15 protein-coding genes and 5 pseudogenes are annotated in these 24,269 nt (G+C 66.3%); 11 read left to right on the forward strand and 9 right to left on the reverse strand.

Annotation, left to right across the window (positions count from 1 at the left end; all coding sequences use genetic code 11):
- Positions 1-225 precede the first annotated feature (225 nt).
- From OG718_RS52780 to OG718_RS52790, 3 genes and pseudogenes are all read right to left on the reverse strand, one after another.
- Complete coding sequence (locus OG718_RS52780; RefSeq protein WP_328842873.1) at positions 226-660, reverse strand: hypothetical protein; 435 nt, start codon at positions 658-660, stop codon at positions 226-228.
- Positions 661-1,144: 484 nt separating this feature from the next.
- A pseudogene (locus tag OG718_RS52785) lies at positions 1,145-2,329 on the reverse strand (ISAs1 family transposase).
- A 202-nt stretch (positions 2,330-2,531) separates the two neighbouring features.
- Entirely contained in the window at positions 2,532-3,164 is a 633-nt protein-coding gene (locus OG718_RS52790; protein ID WP_328842872.1) for a GIY-YIG nuclease family protein, read from the reverse strand.
- Between the two features lie 696 nt (positions 3,165-3,860).
- Here OG718_RS52790 and OG718_RS52795 point away from each other — a divergent pair.
- Genes OG718_RS52795 through OG718_RS52805 form a run of 3 tightly spaced genes read left to right on the forward strand, consistent with a single transcriptional unit; the run spans position 3,861 to position 7,539 of the window.
- The gene (locus tag OG718_RS52795) at positions 3,861-5,075 is read left to right on the forward strand and encodes an ABC-three component system protein (protein ID WP_328842871.1); all 1,215 of its coding nucleotides are present in this window, start codon (positions 3,861-3,863) and stop codon (positions 5,073-5,075) included.
- The gene (locus OG718_RS52800) at positions 5,072-5,557 is read left to right on the forward strand and encodes a three component ABC system middle component (protein ID WP_328842870.1); all 486 of its coding nucleotides are present in this window, start codon (positions 5,072-5,074) and stop codon (positions 5,555-5,557) included. Before OG718_RS52795 ends, OG718_RS52800 begins: the two co-directional genes overlap by 4 nt.
- A 32-nt stretch (positions 5,558-5,589) precedes the next feature.
- Complete coding sequence (locus OG718_RS52805; RefSeq protein WP_328842869.1) at positions 5,590-7,539, forward strand: DUF3732 domain-containing protein; 1,950 nt, start codon at positions 5,590-5,592, stop codon at positions 7,537-7,539.
- A 1,165-nt stretch (positions 7,540-8,704) separates the two neighbouring features.
- Here OG718_RS52805 and OG718_RS52810 read toward each other — a convergent pair.
- A pseudogene (locus tag OG718_RS52810) lies at positions 8,705-9,522 on the reverse strand (APH(3'') family aminoglycoside O-phosphotransferase).
- Between the two features lie 181 nt (positions 9,523-9,703).
- Positions 9,704-10,123, reverse strand: a complete 420-nt coding sequence (locus tag OG718_RS52815) for a hypothetical protein (RefSeq protein ID WP_328842868.1) — start codon at positions 10,121-10,123, stop codon at positions 9,704-9,706.
- Between the two features lie 489 nt (positions 10,124-10,612).
- Between OG718_RS52815 and OG718_RS52820 the strand changes: the two genes are divergently transcribed.
- Both OG718_RS52820 and OG718_RS52825 read left to right on the forward strand, forming a co-directional pair.
- Positions 10,613-10,885 carry a hypothetical protein gene (locus tag OG718_RS52820; RefSeq protein ID WP_328842867.1) on the forward strand — a complete coding sequence of 91 codons (273 nt, stop codon included), beginning with the start codon at positions 10,613-10,615 and terminating at the stop codon, positions 10,883-10,885.
- A gap of 473 nt (positions 10,886-11,358) precedes the next feature.
- Positions 11,359-12,339 (forward strand): DUF4238 domain-containing protein, encoded by a 981-nt coding sequence (locus OG718_RS52825; protein WP_328842866.1) that lies wholly within the window; start codon positions 11,359-11,361, stop codon positions 12,337-12,339.
- A 258-nt stretch (positions 12,340-12,597) separates the two neighbouring features.
- On the opposite strand, the gene OG718_RS52830 is transcribed toward OG718_RS52825, so the two are convergent.
- Complete coding sequence (locus tag OG718_RS52830; protein WP_328842865.1) at positions 12,598-13,560, reverse strand: SEC-C metal-binding domain-containing protein; 963 nt, start codon at positions 13,558-13,560, stop codon at positions 12,598-12,600.
- Positions 13,561-13,848: 288 nt separating this feature from the next.
- On the opposite strand from OG718_RS52830, the gene OG718_RS52835 reads away from it, so the two are divergent.
- Entirely contained in the window at positions 13,849-15,189 is a 1,341-nt protein-coding gene (locus OG718_RS52835) for a hypothetical protein (RefSeq protein WP_328842864.1), read from the forward strand.
- A gap of 640 nt (positions 15,190-15,829) precedes the next feature.
- Here the strand turns inward: OG718_RS52835 and OG718_RS52840 are convergent.
- Positions 15,830-16,678 carry an alpha/beta fold hydrolase gene (locus OG718_RS52840; RefSeq protein WP_328842863.1) on the reverse strand — a complete coding sequence of 283 codons (849 nt, stop codon included), beginning with the start codon at positions 16,676-16,678 and terminating at the stop codon, positions 15,830-15,832.
- Complete coding sequence (locus OG718_RS52845) at positions 16,668-17,933, reverse strand: PucR family transcriptional regulator (protein ID WP_328842862.1); 1,266 nt, start codon at positions 17,931-17,933, stop codon at positions 16,668-16,670. The genes OG718_RS52840 and OG718_RS52845 overlap by 11 nt, the downstream gene beginning before the upstream one ends.
- 198 nt (positions 17,934-18,131) lie before the next feature.
- Here OG718_RS52845 and OG718_RS52850 point away from each other — a divergent pair, with 198 nt between their 5' ends.
- The 5 genes and pseudogenes from OG718_RS52850 to OG718_RS52870 form a co-directional block, all read left to right on the forward strand.
- Entirely contained in the window at positions 18,132-18,956 is an 825-nt protein-coding gene (locus OG718_RS52850; protein ID WP_328842861.1) for an alpha/beta fold hydrolase, read from the forward strand.
- A gap of 284 nt (positions 18,957-19,240) precedes the next feature.
- Positions 19,241-19,380: pseudogene (locus tag OG718_RS52855) on the forward strand (IS5/IS1182 family transposase); the annotation flags it as partial.
- 131 nt (positions 19,381-19,511) lie between these two features.
- On the forward strand, positions 19,512-19,832 hold the full coding sequence (locus tag OG718_RS52860; RefSeq protein ID WP_328842860.1) for a CU044_2847 family protein: 321 nt from the start codon (positions 19,512-19,514) through the stop codon (positions 19,830-19,832).
- A 5-nt stretch (positions 19,833-19,837) separates the two neighbouring features.
- Positions 19,838-21,622, forward strand: a pseudogene (locus OG718_RS52865) (serine protease); the annotation flags it as partial.
- A 126-nt stretch (positions 21,623-21,748) separates the two neighbouring features.
- Positions 21,749-23,374 (forward strand): annotated as a pseudogene (locus tag OG718_RS52870) (ATP-binding response regulator); the annotation flags it as partial.
- 550 nt (positions 23,375-23,924) lie between these two features.
- Here OG718_RS52870 and OG718_RS52875 read toward each other — a convergent pair.
- On the reverse strand, positions 23,925-24,266 hold the full coding sequence (locus tag OG718_RS52875) for a hypothetical protein (protein WP_328842859.1): 342 nt from the start codon (positions 24,264-24,266) through the stop codon (positions 23,925-23,927).
- Positions 24,267-24,269 lie beyond the last annotated feature (3 nt).

The raw sequence follows: 24,269 nt of genomic DNA on the forward strand, positions 1-24,269 counted from the left end.
CGTAAACGGACGACGCCACGAACTCACGCTGCCTGCCGCTCTCACGGCTGTCGAGAGGCGACATCAAGGAGACAGTTTTCTCCGCCAGCGTCTCTGCGCTGTTTCAACGGGAATTCCTGATGGAAGGATGCAGCAACTTTTCGTGGTGAGCGCCCCGATGCAATCGGGGCGCTCACCACGATGAAAGGCGGATTTTACATCAGCGCGAATGTGCAGGATTCATGGCTACGACGTGACGCTATACGTGTTAGAGCAAGTCAGCCCGGAACTGTTGTTGCCGATGCAGACCCAGAACGTATAGGGCCTGTTCTCAGTCAGGTTTCCGCCCACGGTCTTCGTGTACGGAGCGCTGTGCCCCAGTGTGTCCGCTACGCGAACGGGACTCGTGCTCAAGTAGGCACTGATGCCGTAGCCGTCGCCGTAAACATCGACTGCCTCGAGCTCGTCCCCGGTCGCCCTCCAGTACGCCGATCCGACCGCTCTGCCATTGTGGTAGATAACCGCTGAGCGCGACCCGTCACTCTGCTGTGCACTGACAGAGAAATCGACGTTCGACGGACCAGCAGCGGCAGTTCCTGCGCCCACGGTCAGGACTAGGCCGATGGTGACGCCGGCAGTCGTCAGCAGCTTTGCGGCACGCTTTCCTATGGAGATGCTCATTCCCACCCGTTCGTTGCACGAAATGAAGGTCGCCCAAGAACTTAATCGAACTCACAACCAAATGCTAGGCATATATTAAGCCTCGACGAAATCTCGCCAATGATCAAATCGGGAAGAATGCCCAGCTTATGGGTGGAATAGCTAATTCCCCTCTGTAGTGCCCCGCACAGTGTGATTCGCCGTGGCATGCCGAAAGTTGCGGTGCGATGGTGTTCACGCTCAAGGGCCGTGGGAGAGAGTGGTGGTTTGCCCGTGTGAGTGGAGTCCTGCGATCACTTGGACGATGTCACTCATGTGTTTGCGATGGCCAAGGTGGCGGGCGAAAGCTGGCCATTTCTTCAGGCACGCGGCGCCGGCTCGACATGGATACGCTGTGAGTGCTCCTTGCCAACGTCGACCCCGGCCCAGATCTTTAACATGGCCGCCTCCGCCAGCTGGTTGTTATGCAGGGCTTCGGCGTAGTCGGCGGGCGTCCGTTTCGTGATCACTTGAGGCCGAGCAGGGCGAGCGGGCGGTCCGGGTTGCGGGCGTTGTGTCGCAGAGCTGCGGCGATGTTGGTCGCGCCGGCGAGCCGCAGGGCGCCGATGGCGAGGTTGCGCCAAGTGGCCATCGCCCGGGGCGCGTTGCCGGTTCGCAGCTGTGAGGCGTCTTCGGCGAACGTGGTGTCTCTGACGTGGTGCAGGGCCTCGATCTGCCAGTGATCACGGATCAGGGTCGCCAGCTGGGCGGGGTTGGCTTGCTCGGCGGTGAGGCTGGTGACGGCGTAAACGGTCTTGATGGTGGTCCTGCCGGTCTTGCGGTCGGTGCGACGGCGCTTGATCTGCACGGCCTGCCGGGCTCCGGGGAAGAGCAGGCTGTTGACCGTGACCACCTTGGTCCGTCGGATCTCCGAGCGTCCGTGGCCGATGCCCCGCACGCGGCCCTGCAGCGGGATCTCTGCCCACGGAAGGGATCTGAGCTGCTTGCGGAGCTTCTTCTGGTTGCGCTTGACGATCACGATGTAGTGGGCTTCACGGCCGAGAAGCTAGTCGGCATGCTCGCGTTGGGCGTGCATGGCGTCGCTGGTGACGACCACCCCGGCCAGGTCGGCCATGGTCTCCAGCAGCGGCTTGAAGCAGGTGATCTCGTTCGTCTTCTCGCCGACGTCCAGCTGGGCCAGGACCAGGCCGGTGGTGTGCTCCAGGGCTGCGAGCAGGTGGATCTTGCGGCCCTTCGCTTTGGCCGCTCCGCGAAGGCTCTTGCCGTCGACCGCCAGGCCGCGCAGCCGGCCCTGGGTTCGGTTTTGGCGGTCGGCGAGCCAGCGGCCGACTGCGAGGTCCAGTGCGTCGCCGTCGATCCGGGCCAGCAGTCGTCGGACCGTCGTTTCCGCAGGCAAGGACCGTTTGGGGAACAGAGGGTCGAGTCGCACGCCGACGTGTTCCAGTACGTGGGGTGGAGCGTCGGTGATCCATTCGCCGACCGCCAGCAGCGACGTTGCCCCCGCCAGCACCGCGCACGCGGCCAGGGCAAGGACGCCCACCAGAGCGTGGCGCACTCCACGGGGATCACGCGGATCGGGCACCTGGGCGAGGCGGCCCAGTAGTCCGGGCACTTCTTCCGGCTCGGCCTCTGGATGCTCGCGGAGTTGGTCAAGGGCAGGCGGGATCAGCGATGATGCTTCGGCAGGCACGGTCTTCCAGGCAGGTCACGGGGCGTCGAGAACTCCATGATCTTGGAAGCCGTGCCTGTTCCGCTCTCCTTGGCGGACCGTCATGAACCGGATACCCGGCGACTACGCCGAAGCCCTGGCTTGCCAGGCCCGGACCGACGCGTCACCATGAGGAACAGCGACTCGTGGGCGACCAGGTCACAGCGCTGCAACTGCCAGTGCACTATTCGTGGTCAGGGTTGAACTCGCCGAACTGTCGCAGGAATTCATCCGCCGCTTCGACAATCACCTCTACGGGGTCCGCGACACGGCGAAAGTCAAACCACTCACCATTGATCCGCCTCTGGTCGAACCTGTCATGCAGGTGGCGTTCCAGAAGAAATCCCCCACGGGCACTCCAACGCAGGACAAGGGGAGATGCGGATCCCGCCTGCAGCGACTTCATCCGGCCCTCGATCTCCGTGGCCACGCCGATCTTCACGGCCTTCGGGTTGTCCTCCGACGACACGACGTACACCCAACGGCTATCAAGTGCAGGTTGCTTGGGAATGCGACGACGCACGCTCATCACAGCCTCCACGCTCTTCATGCGGTCCTCCAGATCCTCGTACTCGCGCGCCTTCTCCTCGATGATCTTCGTCGCTACTGTGTTGAGAACGGCACGAGCCTCCTGGGCAGTGGCAGCACCAGATTCGATCAGATCCAAGATCTCGATGACAGCAGGGATCTCAATATCTGTGCCATAACTGGGCGCCTCCCGGCGTACTTCACTTCCTTGGAACAACCTCCAATTCAGCGAGACGCCTCGGATTGGGCAGTCCGCAATTTTCAGATGCACGGTGAAGGTCTGACCCACGAAAAAAGCCCTGTCGTTGACGTGTACAGCTGAGGACCACTGAAGTCTGTCAGGGGCCACTGACACTGAGACTGCGTCAGGAGAGCGCTGCCGCGTGCTGCCGCTGCCGTGGCCCGCATAGAGCATGGGCGACGCGTCTCCTTCGCTGCCTTTGCCCCGGCCCGAAACGGGCCTCGGCTGTCGCTACGGGCTGCAGTACACGGTGAAGACTCCCTTGGTCAGGGCCCTGGTATATGTGCGTGTCTGCGAGGAGATGCCGCTGCTCGCTGCCGCATACGGATGCAGACAGGCCGGGCTGGGCGATGACGGTGTTGATGTGGGGCTCAACTGGAGCGCGCCTACACGGATGCGGTACAGCATCCTCGATGCTGCCGATCAGGCAGGGCTCTGGCCGGGATGGCGGGCGGCCCACTGGACGATGCGGTTGCAGAGAGGAGTGGAGGGCCGGACAAAGGGCCTGCCCGGGGATGACTGCGCGTGGATCTACGGAAGATTGCAGAGGCATGCGCGGTGGGTGCTATTTTGTCCCGCAGGGGGAGTGGCGAGCTCGATCTCGCGAGGTAGGTCAACTTCCCGAAGTCGTGTTCTCCGCCAGCCGGTTGACCGGGCACGGTGGTAGGACTTGCGCTGCTCAGGCAGGCTCGATCAGTAGTGGGGAACGTGGCGCAAGCAGGGTCGCATTCGGCGGCAGGGCAGATGACTGGGTACCTCTACCAGTGCGAACTGGCCCTTTTGGAGCTGGCCCGGCACAGCTGGCAGGACGCCACCGTGGAAGTCCGTATGGAGCTCCTCGACGACATCGAGTTCCTGGACCCGCAGGACAACACACCGCGGGAGCTCCTGCAGTCCAAACACCGTGAAGCAGCCGGCCCGCTGAGCGAGACCGGAAAGGACTTCTGGCGCTCCGTCGCCTCATGGATCGACGCTCTGAAGGCCCTCTCCGACCGCTCAGAAACGTCGATGCCTCTCCTGCGCCTGGTCTCGACCCAGATCGCCATCGAGAACACGTTCCTGCACCAACTGCGCCCCGGAGCCGGCAGAGATGCGAGCAAAGCGCTGGCACGGATGGAGGAGGTCGCCAAGGACGAGGACGGGCCCGACGGCACCGCAAAGGACCGCGCCCTGTTCATGGGGCTGACCCCCGCCCAGCGCCATCAGCTCGTCAGTGCCATCACCGTCAACGACGGCGCCCCCGTGATGTCAGACCTCGACTCTAGTCTGGCCAAAGAACTGGGGATCACGCCAAGCGGCCACGCTCAGGCCGCCCTCGACGAGATCAAAGGGTGGTGGTACGGAATGGCTGTCCGGCTACTGGAGCGCAAGAACCGAGACCGCATGCTCCCCTCCGTCAAGGCCGAGCAGCTCATGTGCCGTCGGGACGAGATCATCGGCCGGTATGCCGGCAAGAGCCTCCCGATCACGCAGAAACTGAACGACCTCACCCAGGCCGAGATCTCCGGCTATGCGGACCGTCTGGTCGTGACCCAGATGCGCTGGATCGGGCTGCCCGACGACGAAGTTGCCATGCATCTGCGTGACTACCACTACGCACGAGCACAGCGCTCCGAATGGCTGCGGACCTTCAAGGTCACCCCGGAAAGACTCGAGGAGTACGAAGGCGAACTCCACTACGAGTGGGAGACCGCCTTTCGCCGCCGCACCCGCCGCATCCGCGACGACATGAGTGAGGCAGACCGCCAGTGCACCGGCCAGGAAATCCTGGACGACACCATGGACAGAGTCGCGGACACGCCGCTCAACCCGGGCAGCGTCACCGCTCCGTGGATCGGCAAGGGAAGCATCCACGGCCTGTCCGACCAGGCCGACACCGCGGACGCGGACCGGGCCGTGGGCTGGCACCCCGACTACGGCCAACTGTGCAAGCGCCGCAATGAAACGCAGGAACAGTGACGACGGACCTCCACCGCAATGTGCCCGAGGCGCAGGCGCTGTTCAACCCGGCCTTCGGCGCCTACCTCCTCGCCAGCGGCATCAACGCCGCCGTGAAGAAGGCGGAAAGGCCGCTGCCCTGGCCCAGCGCCTTCCTGATCCTGCCCTTCGTGCTGCCCACAGACACCCGCGGCTCCCTGCCCGCCAAGTCCACCGTCACACTGACGGCCTGGGCGCACGACCACCCGCGCCTACGCGCTGCCTTCGCAGAACGCGCCGCCGTCCTGACCGATTACACGCGCGCCAGCCTGCGCACAGCCATGCGCCACCACGCCATAGACGTCACCTCCTCCGGGCTGATCTGCCCCCGGACTCCCAAGCCGGCCTCCGCCGCACCCGGTGAAGAAGTCGCCGACTGCGTCCGGGCAGCGGCACTCATCGGCCGCTGGCTCGCAGTGACCGACCCGCCCCGGGCGTTCACCGTCCTCGGTATCCGACCCTGACCCGTCCCCGTACAAGGAGTCCCAGAACCGCCATGCAACTGCTCGCCCTGGCCCTCTACCACCGAGACGGCAGGAAAACCCCCAGGGTCCTGCGGTTCCGCCCCGGGGCGCTCAACATCCTCACCGGCGAGTCGGAGACCGGTAAGTCCGAGGTCCTCAGCATCGTCGACTACTGCCTCGGACGCCGGGCTCCCAACCTGCCTGACGACGTGATCGACCAGACCGTCGGCTGGTACGCCCTCCTGATCGCCTTCGCCGAAGGCGCTCGCATGGTTTTGGCCCGGCCCCGGCCGACGGGTGCCTCCACCCTGCACGCCTTCACCCGCACCGGCGACACCAGCCTGGACATTCCCCAGGCCCACGAACTCGTCCACAACTCCAACGTCGCGGCCCTGCGTAGCGAACTCAGCGCCCGCCTCGGCATCGAGGACTTCCACTTCCAGCCCCCCACCGGCGCAGGACGCAGGCCCTTCGACGTCTCCATCGCTCAAGCGGCCCTGCTCTGTTTCCAGAACCAGAACGAGATCGCCGACCAGACAGCACTGTTCCACCGCCAGACCGAGTCCGGCATGGCCCAGACGCTCAAGGACACCCTGCCGTACTTCCTCGGCGCCGCAGGCCCCGAACAGGCCTTGCGCCGCCACCGCCTTGGCGAAGCCCAGCGGGCGCAACGCGCGGCCCAACGCAAACTCGACGACGTCCTGCGCCACCAGCAGGCCATGGACGCCAACGGCATCGCCCTCGTCCGCCTGGCGGAGAGCGAGGGACTCCTCGCCGACGCACCCGCGGCCCCCGACACCGCCCAGGTCCTCGACCTCCTTCACCAGGCACTGGCTGCCGTACCCGAGACCGCAACACCGCTGGAGCTGCGCGGGCGGCGCCAGGGACTCAACGACGAACGCCGTGCCCTGCGCGAACAACTGCAGGAATACGACGACGCCCTGGCCGCAGTCGGCCGCTGGCAACAGCAGGGCCGTGCCTTCACGGGCGAACTCCACCTCCAGCTCGACCGCCTCAAGACACTCGACCTCCTCGGCCCCGAGCGTCAGCACGACACCAACGTATGCCCCATGTGCACGCAGACCCTGGAACAGCCAGACCCTTCGGCGCAGGACATCTCCGAGCTGACCGACCATCTCGCGCAGGAACTCGCCCAGGCACAGACACTTCAGCCCGTCCGCGAAGAACACCGACGCGCTCTGCGAGACGACCGCGACCGCGTCACCGAACGCCTCAGGCTGAACGGCGCTCAGCTCAGAGAACTACTGGAGCACGACGAACACCTGCGCAACCTGCAGGAGCAGCACCTGCGCGTTGCGCACATCCAGGGCAGGATCGCCGAAGCACTCACCCGGACCGGAACCGACAGCGACCTCACCCGGCTGCGCGACGACCTTGCACTGGCCCAGGAGCACGTCGCCACGCTGGAACAGCTCGTCGACGAGGACGACGTCACCGCCGAGACCGAACGCCGGCTCGCCGACATCGCCGTCGGCATGACCGCATGGGCGAAGCGGCTCAACCTCGGGGGAGCAGCCGACGCCACCGAAGTAGGGATCAGCCTCAAACTGCTCAACGTTGTCCTGAGGCGGCCTGCCGGGCGCCTTCCGCTGACACGGATCGGCAGCGCCAAGAACCACATTGGCTACCACCTCGTTGCCCATCTCGCCCTCCACACCTACTTGCGACGCAACAACCGGCCGGTCCCCGGCTTCCTCATGCTTGACCAGCCCACCCAGGCGTTCTTTCCCGAAAGGCCACGCGACGCCTCAACCGTCCAGGACGCCGACTGGACCACTGTCACCGCCTACTTCAAGCTCCTCAACGACGTGGTACAGCTCAACAACGGAGGCTTGCAGATCATCGTCTGCGACCACGCGAACCTGACAGAGGGCTGGTTCCAGGACGCTGTGATCGGCAACTGGCGCCCCGACAGCGAAGGCAACCGCAACGCCCTCATTCCTCTGGACTGGCTTGCCTGACGACACCACCGGGTACGGCTGCCGAACCGTACCCGGCGCCCCTCCTTCTGCGCTTCCCAGATGTGGCGACCGCAGTACCGGCGCCCGTCCTGCTTTCACCCCGGGGGCGGGCTGCTGCGAACCCTGTGACGAAGAGAACCGTCGTCCTTCTCGAGGACGTCGAAGCGGACGGGCGGCGGACTCGTGTCCTGAGACCAGCGGCAATGACTGGCGCGTCCGGACTGCTGATGAGCGACGAAGGCCGGTGCCGGCACGTGCAGTCGGAGTGCAGGGGCATGGGCGCCGCTCCTCGAAGCGGTATTCCCCCGCCTGTAGGAGAGGATCACGAGACCGGTCAGGCGGATCCGGCCTGGAACGACGTGCACGATCCTCGGTCAGCGGCGCTTACCAAGAGTCGGAAGCCCGCCGTGAAAGGTCGCCACGTAGCCGGGGCTCCTCGGCCTTCCTGCGCACCCGGGCGAGCGCTTTGTTCTCCAGCATTGCAGGCAGACGATTCGACTGTGGGCCACATCATTTGAGCGCTTCTGGGAGCCGGAAGACATGCGCTGGGCCACTGGAGCCCGGAGACCGCAGACAACCGCGCCAACCGTGCCGAGAGTCGCTCTGGGCCCCGCCCTCCGGAACCGGGACAAGGTCACATGCCGCCAGTATCCAGGCCACCTCATCGTGCTCTCTTTGCCGACGCGAATATGTAGGCGCTGACCGCGGTCGTGAACCGGACTGATGCTGGAGTGTGGGGCAAGCGCTTCCTGTTGGCGCACACACGGTTCATGCAGAGGGTGCCCCTCTCACGTCCGAGCCGAACGGCTTCGGCGCCCGGCGCGCCCTGGCCGATCTGAACAATGCGGCGCCTCGGGGTGCTGACGGCGCCCTGATGCTGGAAGCAGCCGAGGGGGAAGGCCCGGCGGCTCGAACGGAGCCCGGACTGAGGGCACGTGGCGGGCCGCCTTTCGATACGTGCGCAGACCGGGGAGCGGTCGCATGGCGAAACCACCGGAGGGCGACGAGCCCGCGCCCGCCCCGCCCGGGCGTGGGGCCCCGAGCAGACAGGACCGCTTGGTGTCGGACGGGGGCCGGCGCCGGGGCGCCTTCGCCATGCGCCGGGCGGGTCGGACTACACATCGCGGAACCTTCCCCGGCCCGCCCGGTAATCCAACGGAACCGACTAGCCACAGGCGAGTGGGTCGAGATGGAGGTAGAAGCGCAGGCGGTCGTGTCGAGGGCGATGCCGTACATCTCGGCGAACGCCCCGTCCGCGGCCCGCGCCCGCTCCTCGTTCGTCCATGTCTCCCGCGCGTTGGCGAGCAGCAGCGGCCAGGTCGGTGTAGCGGTCGGCCAGCCCGAGGTGGCCCAGGTCGATGAACCCCGACACCTTCAAGGTCTGCGGGTCGAGGACGATGTTGGGCAGGCAAAGGCACCCGCGGCAGACGACGGTGTCGGCGGTCTCCTGGTCCCCTCGCCGCGCGACCTGCGGGGCGAGGCGGGCCAGCAGCTCCGCAGGTCGCGTGTGCTGCTGCTCAAGGGGGGAAGGACCTCCGGGGTCACCGCCTCGCGGGTCACGACGTCGCGCGCCACGGCGACCATCGCGTCCAGTCTCGGCGGAACGGGCACTGCCACACGGGTACGTCGTGCAGCCGGCGGCCCGCGTCCGCGATGCGTTCCCAGAAGACTCGCAGGTCCGCGGCGGACACCTGGTCAGCGGGTACGCCGGAGACGGCACTGGCCACCAGGCAGGCACCCGCGTCACCGGAGTGCCAGTCGAGGACCCGGGGTCCCGCTATGCCCTGGTCGCCCAGCCACGCGACCCGGTCGCGCTCGGCCTTCAGGCTGGCCGCGTACGCACTTGACGTACCGGGCGACGTCCATAGTGCAAAAGACGGCAGCTCTCGACTCTCCGGCGGTGACGGGCAGCCAGTCGCCGTCGGCTCCATCTGCGCCGAGCAGCACCGGCGACACGGTCTGAGGTCCGGGACGGTCGCTCATGGCGGCCACTCCAGACGGCCAGCCCGGCACCCCCCGGCTCGGTCCGTAGGAACCCCCGCCGGTGCCACGTACCCGGTCCGCGGCAGGGCGTGATCCAAACGAAGAACCCCCGTACCCGGAAAGGCCGGAGGGGCGGGGACAGCGAATGCTGTCCCCGCCCCTCCGGCCTTTCCGGGTACGGCTACCGGCGGCCCTTGCCCTTCTTCGGGCGCTTGGGCTTCTTCCCCGGCCGATTCACCGGAGGCCTCGTCGCCGGAGCGTTATCGGCGTTCGCCCGGTGGCCGGTCTCCTTGACCGCGAAGAGGAAGACGATCACGACGAAGGCCACACCCGCGGCCACCCCGGCGGAGATCATGCAGCCCGTCGGGCCCAGCCCCACCCAGAAGGCCAGGGCACCTATGCCGGCAGCGCATACCAGCATCGCCGTCAGGACGAGCAGCGAAACCGCTCCGGCGCCGAGGTGCGAGTCGCGGTGCATCGCCGTCAGGAGCCGAAGGCCCTTCCGGCTCACCGTGAGGTCCATCTTCTCCATGTCCAGGATCGGCTCGGCGCGCAGGCCGGGCTCCTCGTTCGAGAGGTCAGTGTGCTTGCGGCGTGCCATCGGCGGCCCTTTCGGTTGATTTCCACCGCCCCGCGTGCGCGGAGGCGATCCGATATCCCAACGCGATGCTATCAGTCGTGCGCGCGATATCAGCGTGAGTGATGTACCGAAAGTGATTGTTAGTCAGTCGAAAGGTTCCCATATGTGCTCGTGCAATCATGCTGAAAGGGGCTTTATGCCATGAACCTGACATGCTTGCCGGATCGGTGGGTGTACTGAGAGGCGGTCGCGAGAGCCGCTCAATCCTCCCTGGGGCTGCACTCTTCCGGACCCTTGTGGTGATCGCTTGCAATGATCACTTGTGGTGATCACTGTGTGGCGCTTGCTGTGGTGGCCGACTGCAGCTACTCTCGGCTGCATACTTCAAAAAGAGAGGCATCCGGCTTGACTTAGCCGCCTGAAAAGCACACTCTGTATGTACAAAGTCTGCATCAGAGTGGCATGGTGATGCGGATCCTGGGGAAGAAGTACTGAGGGAAGGAAGCGACCATGTCCAGAACTGCTGGCACCACGATTGGCGGAGGGCGTCCAGCTACTTCGGGACGAGGGGCCAGCCCTCTGGAGCGGGTCACCGTCAACCTGACGGCCAGGGCCTCCAGGGCGCTTGAGACCACGGTGGGGCTTACCGGAGACAGCAAGACCGACAGCATCAATCGAGCTTTGACCGTGTACGCCTACATCGAGCAGGTGCTCCAGCAGGGCGGTTCCATCGCTGTCCAGGAAACACCGGACGCATCCCCGCAGAAGCTGGTCATCTTCTAGCCCAAAGCAGCAGCTTGACCTTGACGAGTCGCTGACGGCTTCAGTGCGCGATTTCCACTGCCCCCGGTATCCCAGCCTCGGCAGGCCTCCGCCCCCGAAGCCCACCCTCCTTGAGGAAGCAATCCCCTGTTCCGTTGGGGGAGGCTGCAGCCGGCAGAAGACCATGGCGCAATCGATGGGCGGGGCAGAGCGCCACGAAGCCTGTTCCGCCCATTGCATTGCCACCCGGCCTGGGCGCAGGGACGCGACCGCACAGACAAGCGCAACAATCCCCCTGCTCCCGGCTTGCCACCACCGCCTCTTGGGCTCATGCACCGGACAGACTGCGGCGTATCCGCGCCGAACTCGATTACAGGAGGGGGCAAGAGCCCGGCGCAGCGGTAAGACCAGACCGACTTCCCCTGTTGCACGGCGGTGTCGGGGTCCCCGAAAAGCCTGTGCATCACGGTGGCTTGACGGGGAGCATGGACTGCGTGAACGTCAGGAACACTGCCCCCGGACGCGGTGATCTGGAGAAGATCGCCGAGTTGGCGGCGCAGGCCGATGACCAAGTAGTCAAGCAGCACACCGTCTCGCGGGCGCTGCTGCGCGAATTCGCTGCTCCCGCCAACCGGGGCTGCGGCTGGCACGTTCAGCCGTACGACCTGAACCACCCCGAGCGCCGACTGAAGACCCGGACACCCCGCGGCGTGGGCCGCATTGAGAACTTCGTGTCCTACGCCTCGGCTTCGCTGGAAGCACTGTGGGGTGAGGTCGAACAGGACCTCCCGGACGTCTTCACGGCAGCCAAACGAGGCGAGGCACTGGAGGACCCGCACCCGCGCAGGGTGCTGCAGGACCTGATCGCACTGCACTATGTGCGCTCCCAGCACTACCGTGAAGTGTTCCACCGTGTCTTCGCCGAGACCTACCAGGAACAGCTCAGTTGGCTGCTGACGGAAGGCCGGCCGCTGCTGGAGAGGGCCTCTGTGGAGCGCACGGGACTGCACACCGCGGGCCCTCAGGGGCTGCAGCTGCGGGCCGACGAAGTGCTCGGCCTTACCGTCGGGGCGTACCGGAACGGGGCGCTGCTGCGTGTGCGGATCGAGGATTCCTTCGCCAAGACTCGGCAGTTCGTTGCACGGATGGGCCTGGAGATCCTCGAGGCGCAGGAGAGCGAGTTCCTGATCGGGGACAATCCGGCGCTGACCGTGCGCTACGAGGGCAATCAGCTTCGCTACAGCATGGCGCTGGGAGATGCCCACAGCGCGGTGCTCCCCATCGGCCCCCGGCACATGATTGCCCTGGCCGCCACCGATGCGTACGGCCGCATCCCCGCAGCCCTGGTGGACCGGATGAATGTTCTCCAGATCAAGGCGGCCCGCCAGTACGTGTACACACGGCCGCACAGCCCGCTGGCAGCGCTGATCAGCGAGGTAGCCCCGCAGTGGATCAAGGAGCACCCGCAGCCGTAACCCGCAGCCAGGCACAGCGCCGGAACGGGGACGGCTGTCGCGCGAAGACGGGCGGACCGGTCCGGCACCGAGCGCCGTGGATCGCCAGAGTGCGCGCACTCAGGTGCCTTTGGTCACCATTTTCTCGCGTGGTCGGTTCGCCACTCGGCAAGGGCGCTGTGCCATCGTCGCGTGGCCGGGCAGAGCACGGTGTTGCGGGCACAGCGAGGGCGAAGGCCGCGCGGCGTGAATCACGCGACCCCGCTCTGCCCGGGGCTGTCAGTTGGCGGGGATTCCGGAGGGATGGCAGCGGCGCGCCTTGCGGCCGGAACCACAGGGGCAGGACGCGTTCTTGGCGACGTTGCGGCCGGGCCCCTCCGGCGGGCGCGGCGTAGGACGGCGGACCATGCTCTCTCCGCGGGTGCGCCAGCGCTGCAGAGGCACGGGAAAGCTGCCGGCGCGCTCGAGCACCCAGGGGCCGATGACGCTGTACGCCTCGTCCCGCGAGCCCGCGGAGAACTCACGGATCTCTTGTTCGGTGCCCTTCAGCAGCAGCCCGGCGACTGCCGGGTATTGCTTGCCCTCAAAAGCACCGAGGCCCTGCACCTTGAAGATGTCCTTGGCGAAGGCGGCGCCCGCGGCCAGCGCCGCGCCGGTGACCACGTCCCCCTCGTCTTCGTCATCAAGCCGGTTGAAGAGCCGGACGAGAACGCCTTCCGCGTCGCTGACGGGCAGGTCCTTCTCGCGCGCCAGGACGTCGGCGTATCGTTCCCGGATCTCGTCAGGCGTGCGGTAGGAGAACTCGTCCGCCTGGCTGCAGTGTTCGAAGTGCAGCGTGTAGGTGCCGGGCTGCAGTCCTGACTCGTGGGCGGTCACCGCGCTGGTGGATTCGAAGCCCACGAACCGCACCACGGGGTATCGCACCGTTCCCTTGCGGGCCTCGTCCCCCAGGCGCGAGTTGGGGGAGAACAGGTACGGGCACACCTGCGCCGCGTACAGCGCGCACACTTCGTGGACCGGAGCCTCCCCGCTGATGACGCCGTTCGGCAACGGCCCTTCCTGGAACACCGTCTGCCAGCGCAGCTCGTCGGCGAAGGGCAGACCGCACACGGCACACCAGTCGAACGCGGCCAGTGCCAGCTTCCGCCGCTCGTTGATGGAACCGAAGTTCACTTCCTCGGGGCTGCGTTCCACCGTCGCGATCACCGGGTAGCCGCGGCGGTCGACCGCCAGATGCGCCATCCTGCGGGGCAAAGCGACCGTGCCCTGCGGTGCATGCCTCAAATCCAACCCCCTGCAACCGGCCCGATCCTCGATCGGGCGCCCCCACGAACAGGACATCATCATGCACGGTGCTCGGGGAAACGTCACACGAAAGCATGATCTGCGCACCGTGGGTGCAACAGCGCGCACAAGGCGCCTTCGCCCCGCCCGTCAGAATGGACAGGCCTGGGCTTGGCCGGGGACGTGTCTGTCATCCTGGGGGCACTCTCTGCGCTGTGTCAGACCTTGACGCTACTGTCCTCAGATATGACTGCATCCCGCCGTCCGGCGAGCGAACTGCCTGCTGACCCGGCCCGGTTGCGCCTGGTCTACACCCATGACCAGTCCGCCGAGCTCTATGACCTTGAGGACACCCTGGAGTGGTGGCACGTCTCGGTACGTGCCTTGCACGAGGAGGGCCAGGAGTGCCCCCAGGGGTGCAGCGCGGCATGCGAGGGGGGCACGCAGATCGGTTATTTGAGCCTGTGCCGGCTGCGTGACTACACCGGGGACAACCGGTGGGTCGCCGCCGACGCAGAATCGGCTGATCTGGAGTCCATTGCCTCCACTGTTCTCGATCCCCGGACGGGGCAGTACACGGACGCCTTCGATGAGGCCATCGAATGCCCGGTCGGCGACCTGCTGATCCTCGACCGGGTCTTCCTGGACAAGCCATGGCGCGGTTTCGGGCTCGGACCCGTCTTCGCGGCCGAGGCGATCCGCCGTCTGTCCGGCGGCTGCTGCGCGGTGGCCGCCGAACCCAACATGGCCGAGTGGCCCGGCGACCGGGAGGACGTGTCCGAGTCCTACCGGCAACAAGCCCGCCGCAAGATCGGTGCCCTGTGGGAGAGTATTGGGTTCACACCCTTCCAGCGTGGGGTGCACCTGCTGGACACTGCTTTGCGGGAACCCGCAGACCGGCTGGCCCAGCGGCGGCAGGAACTGCATCAGCTCTCGCAGGCCTACCGTCCGGCAGCCGCCTCACCCTCGGCCGTTTCGCAGCCGGAGGCTGCTCCACCGCGGAAAGCGCCCGCGACGGAGCAGCAACGGGGCTCCACGGAGGGATGGTTGGAGACCATCGGGAGCCTGCGGGCCGATGACACGCTGCCGTACCTGCGGGGCCGCTGTGCACGGGCCGGGTGGGACAGCCGTGACAAGGCAACAGCGCTCGCTCTCGCGGCCAACGTGACCAGCCAGACAGATCTGCGTGAGCTGGGCGCACAGATCCCCGACGTCCACCACGGACTGCAGAAGGCCTTTGCCGACGCGGTCGCCTTCTCGGCAGAGTCCTTCGGTGTCGGCCCTTTCCGCGAGGACCCCAGCCTGCTCGGGCCGTTGGCGACGGTGTGGGTCTACGGATCGAACCTGCACGGCAAGCACACCGGCCGCTCCCACGGGGTCGGTGACGCCTGCCAGCACGCACGGTCGCTGAGCCCGCGCCTGGAGCGGATCTCCCTCGCGCAGTTGCTGACTCTGGAAGACTTCTGGCAATGGAACGGCCCCATGTGCTCGTTCTGCATCGGCTGGTCGGGACAGCGCCTGACCGAGGAGCAGTACGTTCACTACCTCGGCGTCACGGCCGACAGCCCGCGAACGGCCGCTCCTTGAGGACCAGCTTCGGCATGACCGCAGAGGGACGGCGGCAGACGAAACGGCAGTGTCCTTGAGGAGTGCGGGGCTGGACAGCAGCCCCGGCCGCTCGCCCCGAAACGGCTGGCGGGAAGCGGTCAGGCAGACGCTCAGCGCGGTGTGCCGATGTCCTGCTGCGGGGGCCGCCGCTGTCTGCTCCCTGCGTCAGCACGTAGAGGAAGACCTGTCTCCTGGCCCGATGGGAGGGGCGGGAAGAGGAGACCGTGGCGTTGAACCCGTTGAACCCGTTGAGCCCTTGGTGAGCGTGCGCCACGGGCGGAGTGGCTCTGGGGCTCACCGGGATGCGGCGGGTTTGACGGTCGGGCTGTAGTACCTGTGCCACATCCCGCTGGTGATGGATGCCACGACAGCTCGACCAGTTCCGGTAGCCGGTACCGCTGGATGCGGCGCGTCTAGGCCTGGTCACGGCCGCCACGGTGAGCGGATTCGAGGAGGCTGCTGTAGGAGACGGTCATCGTGCACCGCCGGGCGGGTTCGGGCGGCGAAGCGTCCCCGGCTCCCCGCACCCACCCATGAATGCAGATGCAGACGCCAGCCTCGGCCATCCACTTCGTACCACACGGCGTGAGTGCTGAGGTGTACCCGCCGATGTATCGGTTCAGAGGCGCTTGAGGAAGTCTTCGAGGACGTTGGCGAAGTCCTGGGGGGACTCGAAGAAGGCGAAGTGGGCGCCGCCCTCGCCCCGGGTCAGGACGCGCAGTTCGGCGTTCGGGATGTGCGCGGCGGTCCAGGCCTGCGAGGCGGGCGCGACGTGGCTGGCCTCCCCGCCGATGACCAGGGTCGGCACGGCGATCCGGGGAAGTACGTCACGCCAGTCTTGCATGATGTGGTCCAGGAGCAGGCGTGCTCCCCAGGGCATGGGGAGGAGGAGGTTCTCTTGGTAGAGCCAGTCCAAGTCCTGCGGGGGGATGTCCTTGGTAAGCATGGAGGTCAGGAAGTCCAGCCGAGTTGCCTCGGAGTCCTGCGACAGCATCGCCCGGGCGAAGGCGGCGGCGCCGTTGTAGTCGAGGATGGCGCCGAACCGTGCCGCCTCGGAGGCTTCCAGCCACGGCAGGATGGTGCAGGCGGTGGGCTGGTCGACGATCACCAGGGAGCGGATCTGCTCGCTGCCGAAGAGCTCGAAATAGGACCAGAGCACGGACGCGCCCATGGAGTGACCCAGGAGATGGGCCCGGTCGACGTCGAGGTGGGCCAGGAGCTGGTGGAGGTCAGCGGCGAGCGTAGCAACGCGGGCGCCGTTGTCGGTGCGGCCGGAAGTGCCGTGGTTGCGCATGTCGTAGGTGATGACGCGCTGGTGGACGGGCAGCAGCGGCAGCAACCGGTCGTACATGGCCTGGGACTGCGACCATCCGTGCAGCAGCACTAAAGGTATGCCTTCGCCGCCGGTGTCCCGGTAGGTCAGTGTGCATCCGTCCCGTGTGCTGACGGTTGCCGTGTCAGTGTCCATCTACATGTCCTTTCGTGCTGCGGACGCGAATGAGTTCCTTTTGGCGGTGCGGTTCGTCCATGAGCGTCATCATCGTGATCCCGAGGTGCAGTGCCAGGCGGGTAGAACCGTCGCTCAGGTCGAGACCGGTCAACTCGATGATCTTACTCAGTCGGTAGTAGAGCGTTGTCCGGTGGATGTGCAGGTCATCGGCTGCGGCAGGACCCGAACCCGCATGCGCGAGGTAGGAAGTGACGGTCTGTAGGAGAGTCCCGTCCGGGTCGGCGGCACGCAGCAGTTGCAGCTCCTGGGGCAGGAGGGCGGGCACGAGTTGATCGGCGGGAATCATGAGAAGCGGGCCGAGCGCGCCTAGGTCGCTCCAGGCAGCAACCGGGCCGGGCGCGACGGCTTGGGCTCGGCAGGCCAGCCGGGCCTGGGCGGCGCTATCGGCTGCATGGATCAGTCCCGGCACGGTGGAGCCGATGCCGGCGACACAGCTGAAACGTCCTGCTGCCAGGTCGGCGCTGCGTTGGAGCATCGACGCTGCGTGGTCCTTGAGGGTGGGAATGTCCGGGATGCTCTGGGAACCGAGGAGCAGGAGTCCCATGTCGCCGCAGACGGCGCTGAGGACGGCGGCACGGCGCAGCCGGGGTTCGGTGGCGACGGCGTTGCGCAGGGCGACTTCGACGTGCTTGGCGCCGGCGTTGTCGGTGGCCTTGGTGCAGGTGAGTTCGATGGCGGTGACGTAGGTGAAGCGTTGGGCGCGGTCCCCGGCGCTGAGCTCGGCGGTCGCCCGGCGTCGTGCCACGGGGTCGGAGCTGATCAGGTCCAGAACGGTGAGTTCCTGGACAGCGGGATCAGTGGTCTGCCGGTCGCGCCGGGCCACCAGGAGGACCGCGACGGTGTCGGCGACTTCCTTGATCTCAGCCTTTTCACCGGCGTTCAGTGAGCCGTCGGCGTCGATGACGACGAGCAGCCCCACCGGCTCGCCGCGCCAGCACACCGGTTGGCAGTATCTGGCGCGCATGCCCAGTTCCGGGTTGGCGGGCACTACGCCGGCTGTGGTCCAGGTGGCGGTGCCGCTGGCGAGCATGTAGCCGACCGCCCTGCTGTCGGCCTGCCGTCGTAGTACGGCGGTCACCCGGACCGCGTCCTCGTCGCCGAAGTGGGCGCTGTAGTACAGCAGCCGTACGGCTGGATCGTTGACCGCGACGGAACGGCGCAGCCGACGCGCCAGCCGGTCCACCATCCCTTGAACGTCCTCGTCTGCCACCATCTTGGCACTCTACAGAAGTAGGAAGATCACCCGTCAGAACTCGTCTGCCGATGGATGCACCGAGGGTTCCCTTGCTGGAAGAGTGGCCAGTGCCAGCAAGGACCGTGCGATCGCCCGGTTCCCACGTTCATCTTCTGTCGAACCGGATGTGACGCGCTGGCAGCCATCAGAGCAACTCTGAACACCAGGAGAACCGGAATGCCTTACATCACCAGCGTTGACGGCACTCAGATCTACTACAAGGACTGGGGCACGGGCCGGCCGGTCGTCCTGAGCCACGGATGGCCGCTGAACTCCGACTCGTGGGAGGCACAGATGCTCTTCCTGGCCGAGAGCGGATTCCGCGTCATCGCCCACGACCGCAGGGGACACGGCCGCTCCACCCAGACCTGGGGCGGCAACGAGATGGACACGTACGCCGACGACCTGGCGGCACTGATCGACGCCCTGGACCTGAACGGCGTCAGCCTGGTCGGCTTCTCCACCGGCGGCGGCGAGGTGGCCCGCTACATCGGCCGACACGGCACGGCGAAGGTCGCCAAGGCAGTGCTGGTCTCCTCGGTGCCGCCGTTCATGCTCAAGACGCCCGACAACCCGGGCGGAGTAGACGTCGAGGTCTTCGACGGCCTGCGCGCCGGTTCGCTGGCCGACCGGTCCCAGCTCTACAAGGACCTGGCCGCAGGACCCTTCTTCGGCAACAACCGCGACGGGCAGGAAGCCTCCCAGGGCATGCAGGACGCCTTCTGGCGCCAGGGCATGCAGGCCGGACACCGCAACGCTTACGAGAGCATCGCCGCATTCTCGGCCACTGACTTCCGCTCCGACCTGGCCACGTTCGACGTGCCCACCCTGGTGATCCACGGCGACGACGACCAGGTAGTCCCCTTCGAGGTCGGCGGCAAGGCCTCCGCTGCCCTGATCCCTGGCGCCCAGCTCAAGGTCTATCCCGGCGCCCCCCACGGCATCACCGACACCCACAAGGACCAGCTCAACGTCGACCTGCTGGAGTTCCTCAAGAGCTGACAGCCAGCCGGTTGCGGCGATTCGCCACCGGGCTGGTCCCGCCGCCCACGCTTGGATGGGCGGAACCAGCCCGGCCACCGCTCGGCCCTCACATCCGAACCGCGGAGACGACGGAGGAACTCGACCGCTAGTGGGGGCGGCGCATCATGCTGCTCCTTGCGTCCGGACCGCCGTTCGGCCCCGGACAGGTCGGAGCGAGCCGGAGCACGAAAACACCCGGCGGTCACCGCCGCGACCAGCGCACGGGCTGCGAACTGACGCTCCCCCAACAGAGCGTCGACCGGGCGCTGTCGAGAGCGCGGGCACCGGTCGCAGGCGGAGTCGCTCGCCTGAAGCCCCCCGGATCTTCTGCAGAGCGCGGTGCAGCCCGAATCGAATGACGTCAATCGCAGCAGCCGTCCTCACCCTCGAGCGGCAGCGCTGAAAGACCTCACTGGCTCGATACCTTCGGGATCTCTCCTGGATTTACCTGAAATGCCGGTACTAGATGGCACAGGATGAGGGGCATTGTTGCTGGCCCCATGGCTGGGGGCTTGCCAGGCGCAAGGGGGGACTGTGGCGGAGCTCGTCATGATGACGGTGGACGGTAATGGCGAAGGCACTGCCGTCTTCGAGGTCGACAGCGCCTTGGCGGGCTCGGACCTGGAACTTGCGGCGGGCGATGGCGTCGTAGCCCGAGCCGAAACCTCTCTCCGTGAAGCCCTGGACCGTGTGAGGCCAGCTCTGTCGCAGGTCTCCGAAACGGTCCGAGAACTCAAGCCGGATGAGATGGAGATCCAGTTCGGGCTGAAGATTGGTGGCGAGAGCGGCGTGATCATCGCCAAGGGGACGGCAGAGGTGAATTTCGCCGTCCGGGTGGTCTGGAAGCGTGCCTGATCCGCATGCACGCTCGGCGGGAAGGGTTCATCGTAAAGATCCGGTCAGCGGCCTCGGGCGTTCCTATCGGCCTTGGCTTCGTGGTCGGAGACCGGCACATCGTCACCTGTGCACATGTCGTCAATGCGGCGCTCGGGCGCGACAAGCACCACCGTGAGCTTCCCCAAGACGACGCACGCATTCAGGTGGAGTTCGTATTGCTCGGCGACGTCGACGGCGCACCGCTGCGTGTCTGTCGGGTGGCGGCGTGGGATCCGCCCGCGGGACCGGGCGGCGCTGGACGTGACGTGGCCGGCCTGGTCGTTGTAGGTGCAGACACGCTGCCCGTTGGAGCCGGGCCGGCGCGGTTGGTCGATGCGCGTATCGGCCTGACCCCTGATGCGCAGGTGGCGGTGTTCGGCTATCCAAGTGCCCCCGACCGTAAGGACAAGGGAGCTTGGACCAGTTGCTCCATACGGGGAGCAGTCGGTGGTGGTTTGATCCAGCTCGATGCCCGCGCCGAGGCAGCCTTGCGAGCTCAGCCCGGTTACAGCGGCGCGCCGGTTGTGGCAACGGATCGCTGGGGCGATGCGGCGGTGGGGATGCTCGCAATCGCCAGCAAAGGAGGCGCGGCGCAAGATGCGTATGCGGTGCCCCTGTCGGAAGTAGCGGCCGTATGGCCCGAAGTCCTGGGCCGGCTGGTACTTCCTCCCTGTCCGTACCGAGGGCTGCAGGCGTTCACGGCCGCAGATGCGCAAGCGGGCGTGTTCGTGGGGCGCGAGCGCGAGGTCAAACGGCTCCGGGAGATGGTGAGGGCGCAGCCGCTCGTTGTCGTCACCGGCCCTTCCGGAGTCGGCAAGTCGTCGCTTGTTGCGGCTGGTCTGCAGCCTGCCCTCGCCGCCGACGGATGGACCGTGGCTTCCTTCCGTCCGGGTGTAGCCCCCTATGAGTCAGTCGCTCGGGCCCTGCTTGATCTTGAGCGTCCCGGAGCAAGCCACTCCCTTGAACAGCTGGACCATCGAGCGCAGGCGCTGCGCGAGGACGGATTTTGGCCCGTAGCTTCGCGGGTTGCGCTGCTGACCGGCAGACGGCTGGCCCTCATTGGCGATCAGTTCGAGGAGGTGCTCAGCGGGAGCCCGGACACGGAGAAGGCACTGGAGTTCCTGCAGCATCTGCTGCCGCCCTCAGACCTGGTGCAAGACGCAAACGTACGGCTGGTCTGCACACTGCGCGCCGACTTTCTTCCCGACTTGCTGGAACTACCCGATATCGGTTCCCGTCTACAGGACCGGCAGTTGAACGTATCCCCGCTGGACGAGGCAGCACTGACACGGGTGATCGTGGAACCCGCACAGCTAGCTGGCGTGGCCTTCAGCCCGGGACTGGCGGAGCAGATCGCGGGTGAGGCCAGCAGAGCGGCAGGCAGTCTGCCGCTCCTGGAATTCACCCTGACCGAACTGTGGCCCCTGCAGCGTGAACGCCAGATCAGTTTTGACAGTTATTACGGCCTGGGAGGCGTCGCTGGAGCTCTGAACCAGCATGCGGAGAAGGCCTACTACTGGCTACACGACCAACTCCGCCTGGATGAGCAACGCATCCGCCGCGCACTGCTTTCCATGATCCGTGCCCGCGGCGGGGCAGCCAGCGCCGTCCGCGTCACCGCCGACCGTGCCCATCTCGGCAGTGACTGGTACATCGCCCAGCTGCTCGCCGAACCGGACCGCCGCCTGGTCATCCTGGGATCAGACGGACCCCAGACGGCCGAGATCGCACACGAGGCCCTGATCCGGGAATGGGACAGACTCTCCGCCTGGGTCGAAGAGGACGCCGATTTCCAGCAGTGGCTGACCGTCATGGAAGAACGAGCCCGAGACGAAGACCTGCTCTCCGCCACCCGAGTGGCGGAGGCGCAGCGCTGGCTGGGGGAACGCCGAACCGACATCCCTCAAAAAGTTGCCAATCTCATCCAGCTCAGCAGCGAAGCAATCCTCGAACAACAGCAAACTCAGCAGCTGTTAAGCCAATCTCAGCAGATAGCAGCACAATTGCGGCATCAGACCGTGGAGTTGGAGGAACGGCAGAGCACCCTTCAGGCATCCAATGCTCAACTGGAGCAGAGGGCCTCGCTGTTGGCCCAGCGAAACCGCGACATCGAAGACAAGAACGCCGAGATCGAGGACGCCCGGCAGGTCCTGGAGGAGCGCGCCGAGCAACTCGCAGTCTCCATGCGCTACAAGACCGAGTTCCTGGCGAACATGTCGCACGAGCTGCGCACACCGCTCAACTCGCTGCTGATCCTGGCCAAGCTGCTTGCCGACAACGATGAAAAGAACCTCTCGCAGAGGCAGGTCGAGTTCGCCGAGACCATCCACGGCGCCGGCTCCGACCTGCTCCAGCTGATCAATGACATCCTCGACCTGTCGACGGTTGAGGCGGGCAAGATGGACGTCTCCGCCACCCCTGCCACGCTCGTACAGCTCGCCGACTATTTGAGGGCCGTCTTCAGTCCACTGGTAGCGGAAAAGGGCCTCAACTTCTCCGTACGGGTGTCCCCAGATCTGCCTCCCACGCTACTCACCGACGAACAGCGACTGCTGCAAGTGCTGCGCAACCTGTTGTCCAACGCGATCAAGTTCACCGATTCCGGAGAAGTCGAGCTGGCCATTCACCCGGCCGGCATGGAGATGCCGTCCGCCATCCGGCTGCAGCTCCTTGAGGCCGGGTCGCTGTCGGGCCCAGATGCTGATCTCATCGCATTCGCCGTGACCGACACCGGGATCGGTATCGCGGCCAGTGAGATGGAGGTCATCTTCGAGGCGTTCCGGCAAGTGGAAAGGATCACCAGCCGCAAGTACGGCGGTACGGGCCTCGGACTCAGCATTTCGCGAGAAATCGCGCGGCTGCTCGGCGGCGAGATCCATGTGCGGAGTGAACCAGGGCACGGCTCGACGTTCACGCTGTACTTGCCCCTGCATCCGAGCGAGCCATCGCAGGACGACGAGAGAGTGGCAATGGCACAGAACGAACTCGCTGCGCTCTTCAGACGCCGTCACGGAGCGGGCTTGCCTCAGCAGGAGGACGCCCTGCCTGACGCCCAGGCGCCGTCTGCGCGCTCGGGCCCGCGCCAGGCATTGGGGGAATCAGCACGAGGCATCCGCTTTGACGGTGAGAAAGTATTGATCGTCGATGACGACGTACGCGGCATCTTCGAGCTCACCAACATCTTGGAACGGCACGGTCTGGACGTGCATTACGCCGAGAGCAGTGACGAGGCCATCAACGCTCTGGAGCAGCACGATGACATCAAGGTGCTCGTGATCGACATCACGCTGCCGGAGGCGGACGGCCCCACCGCAATCGCGAAGATTCGCCGGGCGCCCAAGTGCAGTGGGATTCCCATCATCGCACTGGCGCCGGACGGTGCACTCGGCAGTCAGGAGCTGGCTGTCGAGGCAGGCGCCTCCAGTTGCGTGGCCAAGCCCGTCGACCTCGATGTCCTACTGCCCCAGCTGCGCCGGTGGATGGAAGAATCCGCCGACGCCCCTGAGGCTGCCCCAAGATAGAGGCGCATGACGTGGCCAAAGAGTCTTGTGGAGAGATAGCCATGGAGAGTTGGTGACGACTGCGCGGCCAGAACGCCGCTTCACAGTTGCGGGAACGCTCGCAATGAAGGATGGCAGACTGGCGAACGGAGACGGCTTTAACCGCTCCAGCTTCGGAGGGGAAGAAGCCGAAGCACACACCGAGCACCACGGTGGAGCACCCGAGCGCAACACTGAGTCAGCAGGACCCCTCCGTATCCGCATCCCCGGGATCATGCGCTGTTCCCTGGAGGGCATCTGACCGGCGCCCCGGCGGGTCTGGCGGTCACCTTGACGGTCTGGCTGGACGCGCTCCTCGACGCCCGGGGATCGACTCGGCCGCCCTCGGCGGGCACCCGTACGGAGATTGGACCGCACCTCACTGCGGCCTGCACGCACCTGCCCGCGTACGCGACGCACGGCTGCGCTTCCTGTCGTTGTGATCACGAAGTCGCCCAGACCGTCGGCGTACGGGAGAGGGGTGCGCAGCCTCTGCCCGTCGGCTGTTGTTTGTGGGAGCTACGGTCACTGGTCACGATCGTGGATGCTGCCCCGTGACCTCCGAGGAGGGCATTCGTTCCTGTGTGGAGGCGGCCCGCCGCGGGCCGGGACTGCGCACCTGCGGAAGGTCGTCGCGGTTCTCATCGCCGGCGAGGGCGTCCTGTGCCATCAGACGGTAGCGGTGCAGCAGCAGGGCCAACTGTTCCGGCTGTGTATCGACGCTGGCCACCAGCGCTGCCAACAGCTCGGCGCGTGAGGTGCGTTCACCGGCGGCTGTGGCGGCTCGGACCAGGACGTTCAGCCGACGGTCGACGTCCTCCGGCCACTGCACTGAGGTCGTGCGGCGCTGTTGCTGCAGATGCAGCAACTCCATGGC

This window comes from Streptomyces sp. NBC_00258 (assembly GCF_036182465.1).
GTDB lineage: Bacteria > Actinomycetota > Actinomycetes > Streptomycetales > Streptomycetaceae > Streptomyces.

What these genes read in the sequence shown, in the direction of transcription:
- OG718_RS52780 (WP_328842873.1), bottom strand. Translation starts at nt 660, where the DNA reads ATGAGCATCTCCATAGGAAAGCGTGCCGCAAAGCTGCTGACGACTGCC.
- OG718_RS52795 (WP_328842871.1), top strand. Translation starts at nt 3,861, where the DNA reads ATGACTGGGTACCTCTACCAGTGCGAACTGGCCCTTTTGGAGCTGGCC.
- OG718_RS52805 (WP_328842869.1), top strand. Translation starts at nt 5,590, where the DNA reads ATGCAACTGCTCGCCCTGGCCCTCTACCACCGAGACGGCAGGAAAACC.
- OG718_RS52815 (WP_328842868.1), bottom strand. Translation starts at nt 10,123, where the DNA reads ATGGCACGCCGCAAGCACACTGACCTCTCGAACGAGGAGCCCGGCCTG.
- OG718_RS52820 (WP_328842867.1), top strand. Translation starts at nt 10,613, where the DNA reads ATGTCCAGAACTGCTGGCACCACGATTGGCGGAGGGCGTCCAGCTACT.
- OG718_RS52830 (WP_328842865.1), bottom strand. Translation starts at nt 13,560, where the DNA reads ATGGCGCATCTGGCGGTCGACCGCCGCGGCTACCCGGTGATCGCGACG.
- OG718_RS52835 (WP_328842864.1), top strand. Translation starts at nt 13,849, where the DNA reads ATGACTGCATCCCGCCGTCCGGCGAGCGAACTGCCTGCTGACCCGGCC.
- OG718_RS52840 (WP_328842863.1), bottom strand. Translation starts at nt 16,678, where the DNA reads ATGGACACTGACACGGCAACCGTCAGCACACGGGACGGATGCACACTG.
- OG718_RS52845 (WP_328842862.1), bottom strand. Translation starts at nt 17,933, where the DNA reads ATGGTGGCAGACGAGGACGTTCAAGGGATGGTGGACCGGCTGGCGCGT.
- OG718_RS52850 (WP_328842861.1), top strand. Translation starts at nt 18,132, where the DNA reads ATGCCTTACATCACCAGCGTTGACGGCACTCAGATCTACTACAAGGAC.
- OG718_RS52875 (WP_328842859.1), bottom strand. Translation starts at nt 24,266, where the DNA reads ATGGAGTTGCTGCATCTGCAGCAACAGCGCCGCACGACCTCAGTGCAG.